The sequence below is a fragment of the Propionivibrio sp. genome (assembly GCF_049316945.1).
In the GTDB taxonomy this organism is placed as follows: Bacteria; Pseudomonadota; Gammaproteobacteria; order Burkholderiales; family Rhodocyclaceae; genus Propionivibrio.
In genome coordinates this window covers 1-4,316 of sequence record NZ_JBMOJE010000233.1, presented here as the reverse complement: position 1 = coordinate 4,316, position 4,316 = coordinate 1, and the positions used below count along the sequence as shown (strand labels likewise).

Here is a 4,316-nt window from a genome sequence, read left to right as displayed (position 1 = left end):
AAGAATACCACCTCAACACGTCATATGATACGTTTATTTATTTACGCCGCCTTACTCCAAAACTGGAGCCGATCCACTGTCGGCTGAGGATAAGTATTCTTGTCCAGACCAATCGGAATTACTGTCACTTTGCTTGAAAGCGTAGCCAAAACTTCGCTGGTAGCCAGATAGTTTGGCGATGTAGCCACAATCCGATCCATGCTTGCCAGAAATTTACGTTTCAGAGGCCGATATAGCTTGAGCAGATGCTTTTGGCGAATAATGTCTGAGTGATACGTCACCACTGCCGGCTCGCTGTTACGCGCTTGTGTCGATTCCTTGCTGGCTTGCCCGCAGGATGTCGAAATTATCGTGGTCGATAACGCTTCAAGGGACGGGAGCCTGGATGGTCTGCCCGAATCACCGGAAATTCGCGTTATTCGTAATTCTGCCAATGTGGGGTTTGCGACGGCATGCAATATCGGGATGCAGGCGTCTTCTGCGCCGTTTTTTCTGTTTCTCAATCCTGATTGTTATTTTCTGCCAGGGGCATTAGCCACGCTGTTGAATGGCTTGCAGTCTGGCGATCGCGTGGGCATGGTGGGTGGTCTGCTGGTCAATGAGGATGGCACCGAGCAGGGCGGCGGGCGGCGGGCCGTAGCTGTGGAATCGAGTGGGTGATTTTGCGACCGACGTTGATCTATGGTTTGGGCCGGGATAAGAATATCAGCGAGATTGCACGCTTCATTCGTCGTTTTGGTTTCTTTCCTGTGCTTGGCCAGGCACAAGGTTTGCGCCAGCCCATACATGCCGAGGATGTGGCGGCGGTTTGTGTATCCGCTCTGCAGGCACCCTGCGCGGCGAACCGCGCTTACAACATCTCAGGTGGCGAGACGCTCGCTTATCGCGATATGGTTGCCCGTGTGTTTGCAGCTCTTGGTCGCACCCCGCGCTTGGCTACCGTGCCGCTTTGGGCGTTTCGACTGGCGGTAACTGTGCTGCGCTGCTTGCCACGTTATCGGCAATGGTCAGCGGCCATGGCCGAGCGCATGAACCGGGATTTGGTGTTTGAGCATACAGAAGCAGCGCGTGACTTGGGCTTCAAGCCCCGGTGTTTTGCGTTGAACGCAGAGGATTTGCCGTGATGAGCCTGTTGCATTCGCATTAACGACTGCATACCAATTTATTTGTAGGGTGGCTCTGCATTTCCTTCGGTCAGATTAGCGCAGCGCATCCACCGATAGTATCTCCGAGACTTGGTTGATGCGCCGCGCAGCAAATACGCTTGGGGTATGCTCCGCTTATTCACCTTACGGGCTTCAGGCTAATTTAAAAGGGTAAATCAGTAATTACTAACTCCCTGAGAAGATAAAATCGGGAAGTTATTCGGTAGCCGTTCTTAAGAAAATGGCTGCGGGGCGCATGGATAGGCGATCTACATCATACGTTCCTGAAGGATGTCGTATTCATTGACTCTTCTGGCTTTATGGTTGTAGATCGCCTATCGACGGGGCTTTTAGCGATGATTCTTTATCCTAAAAAACTCAGTTGCAGTTGCAGCGGTAAAACCCCGCCAAAGGTTCGATGTCTCGAAGAAAATACTCTTGGTGTGCAGGTTCTCTACGAGCAGGTTTTTCTAAAACCAGCGCGCTGTCACCTTCTTCCTTGGCAACGCCTTTCGACTGGTCGACGACTGGCGAATAAATAACCTACTAACCACGAACATGTTTTTGGGTTATCGCCCGGGAGTGTGAAGTCAGGCGTGGCTGAGTCCGCCGAGCGCTTGTTGTGCTATGATATGTACAACCTGTTGAATGGAGACCTCGATGGATGCCCTGACTTACAGCTATACGCGCCAGCACTTTGCCGATGTGATGCGCCAGGTTAATGACGACCGTGTGCCGGTGGTAGTCACCAGCCAGCGCGGGAAGCCCGTTGTTGTCATGTCTTTGGACGATTATCATGCTTTGGAAGAAACTGCCTATCTGTTGCGCAATCCGAAAGGGGCAAAGCGCTTGATAGATGCGGTGGAGGAACTCCGTAGTGGCGACGGTGAATTCAGGGTGCTGGCTGGCGATGATTAAGTTCGCCTCCAAGGGATGGGAAGACTATCTCTATTGGCAAGCGACTAACCGAATCATTCTCAAGCGCATCAATCAGTTGATCCGTGATATTGAGCGTGGCCCGTTTTCTGGCATTGGCAAGCCCGAACCTCTCAAACACCATTTATCCGGTTTTTGGTCCCGCCGTATTGATGACAGCCATCGCTTGGTGTACGCCATTGAGAATGATGTAATTTTGATTGCGCAATGTCGCGATCACTACTGAAAAATAGGTAAACCGCTAGTCTGGGCTGGCCACATGACTAGCGCTGTTGGTTGCGGTGTGCAAAGAGGTGAACGAAGGCGGCAGTTACGAGTCATATTCCGTAATTTACGGGATGTCATTCTGGATATATCAATTTTACCCATAGATCGCAACAATCTAGTCTGGTGTTTTGGTTTGCCGATCAGGTTCGTCAAAAAGTCAGGTGTTTGAGAATTTCGCGCACCAATTGGTCAGGATTTTCCAGGTTTGTTCGTAGCAGTAAGTCTGGTTTGATTGGTGCCTCGTACGGGCTGTTGATTCCGGTCATATTGGGGAGTTGCCCACTGCGTGCCTTCTTGTAGAGTCCCTTGGGGTCGCGCTGCTCGCAAATCGCCAACGGGGTATCGACGAAGACTTCCACAAAGTTCTCTGCGCCAATCAGTTCCCGTGCCATTTCGCGCTCCTGTCGAAATGGTGATATGAACGCTGTCATGACGATTAGCCCGGCATCCATCATCAGTTTGGCAACTTCGACAATGCGCCGGATGTTTTCCACGCGGTCGGCATCTGTAAACCCCAGATCCCGGTTCAGGCCCTGGCGAATATTGTCGCCATCCAGAATATAGGTGTGTCGTCCCTGAGCGTGAAGTTCAACCTCAAGGGCGTTGGCGATGGTGGATTTGCCGGAACCGGAGAGACCGGTGAACCAGATGACCTTGCCTTTGTGGCCATTGATCCTTTCTCGATCCGGTCGCGTGATCGACAGCGCCTGTTTGTGCACATTCTGAGCGCGGCGCAGGCTATGGCTGATCATCCCTGCGGCAACAGTGGCGTTGGTGAAACGATCAACCAGGATAAAACCCCCCAGCGCTTTTGAATGCGCATAGCTGGCGAACCCCAAGGGCTTGCTGGTCGCCAGATTGCAGACGCAAATATCGTTCAGCGACAACATTTTGCATGCATCATGCGCAAGCGTGTTGATGTCAACACGGTGCTTGATGGTGGTAATAGACGCTGTAGCCCATTGCGTGGCCAATTTTATGTCGTAGCTACGCCCGATCAAACCCGCTTCTTCGTTCATCCAGACTATAGTGGCTTCGAACTGATCGGTCATTTCGAGCGGTTGCCGGCTCAGGGAAATAACGTCACCCCGTGAGGCGTCGATTTCCCGGTCGAGCCTCAAAGTAACGGCATCCCCTGCTTTGGCCTCTGGCAACACGCCATTCATCGTGACGATTTCAGCCAGCCTGGCGGTCTGTCCGGAAGCGGTGACGCGAATTTCATCACCAATGCAGACCGAGCCTTCCGCGACGGTTCCGCTAAAACCTCTGAAGGACGAGTCCGGGCGATTGACCCATTGCACAGGGAAAACCAGTTTATCTATCACCAACGGTTTGATCTCAATCGTTTCCAGGTAACCCATCAACGTGGGGCCGCTATACCAAGGTGTTTGTGCTGAGCGCTGGGTGATGTTGTCTCCCTTGAGGGCTGACAGCGGTATGGCGGTGATGCTTTCAAATTCTAGCGTTTGCGCAAACCCCTCGAATTCTTCTCGGATGCGCGTAAAAACACTGGCGTCGTAGCTGACCAGATCCATCTTGTTGATCACTAGCGCGACGTGACGAATACCCATCAGTGAGACGAGGTAAGCGTGTCGACGCGTTTGGGTCAGAACACCCAGCCGTGCATCAATCAATAACACGGCAACATCGGCCGTTGATGAACCGGTCACCATGTTGCGGGTGTATTGCTCGTGGCCGGGTGTGTCCGCAACGATAAATTTGCGTCGGTTGGTGGCGAAATAACGGTACGCGACATCAATGGTAATACCTTGCTCGCGCTCGGCGGCCAAACCGTCGACCAGCAAGGCAAAATCCATGTCGTCGCCTTGCGTGCCGTATTTTTTTGATTCGACCTGAAGGGCGGCCAGTTGGTCGTCAAACAGTTGCTGCGACTCCCACAACAAGCGGCCAATCACAACCCTGACGCACGAACCGCGCCCCCCTGATGGCGCAAGGGTTTGGAGGCGG

At 52.7% G+C, this 4,316-nt stretch carries 5 protein-coding genes; 4 read left to right on the top strand and 1 reads right to left on the bottom strand.

Annotated elements, in window-relative coordinates; all coding sequences use genetic code 11:
* Positions 1 to 294 precede the first annotated feature (294 nt).
* From ACOYNV_RS26020 to ACOYNV_RS26005, 4 genes are all read left to right on the top strand, one after another.
* On the top strand, positions 295 to 660 hold the full coding sequence (locus tag ACOYNV_RS26020) for a glycosyltransferase (RefSeq protein ID WP_422902723.1): 366 nt from the start codon (positions 295 to 297) through the stop codon (positions 658 to 660).
* Complete coding sequence (locus ACOYNV_RS26015) at positions 657 to 1,124, top strand: NAD-dependent epimerase/dehydratase family protein (protein ID WP_422902722.1); 468 nt, start codon at positions 657 to 659, stop codon at positions 1,122 to 1,124. Before ACOYNV_RS26020 ends, ACOYNV_RS26015 begins: the two co-directional genes overlap by 4 nt.
* Before the next feature lie 681 nt (positions 1,125 to 1,805).
* Positions 1,806 to 2,063 carry a type II toxin-antitoxin system prevent-host-death family antitoxin gene (locus ACOYNV_RS26010; RefSeq protein WP_422902721.1) on the top strand — a complete coding sequence of 86 codons (258 nt, stop codon included), beginning with the start codon at positions 1,806 to 1,808 and terminating at the stop codon, positions 2,061 to 2,063.
* Positions 2,056 to 2,307, top strand: coding sequence for a Txe/YoeB family addiction module toxin (locus ACOYNV_RS26005; protein ID WP_422902720.1), 252 nt, complete (start codon positions 2,056 to 2,058; stop codon positions 2,305 to 2,307). The genes ACOYNV_RS26010 and ACOYNV_RS26005 overlap by 8 nt, the downstream gene beginning before the upstream one ends.
* Positions 2,308 to 2,497: 190 nt before the next feature.
* On the opposite strand, the gene cysC is transcribed toward ACOYNV_RS26005, so the two are convergent.
* The coding region (gene cysC / locus ACOYNV_RS26000; protein ID WP_422902719.1) for an adenylyl-sulfate kinase at positions 2,498 to 4,316 on the bottom strand (1,819 nt) is incomplete at its 5' end.

Excerpts from the sequence above, each read along its gene's own strand:
- ACOYNV_RS26010 (WP_422902721.1), top strand. The coding sequence starts at position 1,806 with ATGGATGCCCTGACTTACAGCTATACGCGCCAGCACTTTGCCGATGTG.
- ACOYNV_RS26005 (WP_422902720.1), top strand. The coding sequence starts at position 2,056 with ATGATTAAGTTCGCCTCCAAGGGATGGGAAGACTATCTCTATTGGCAA.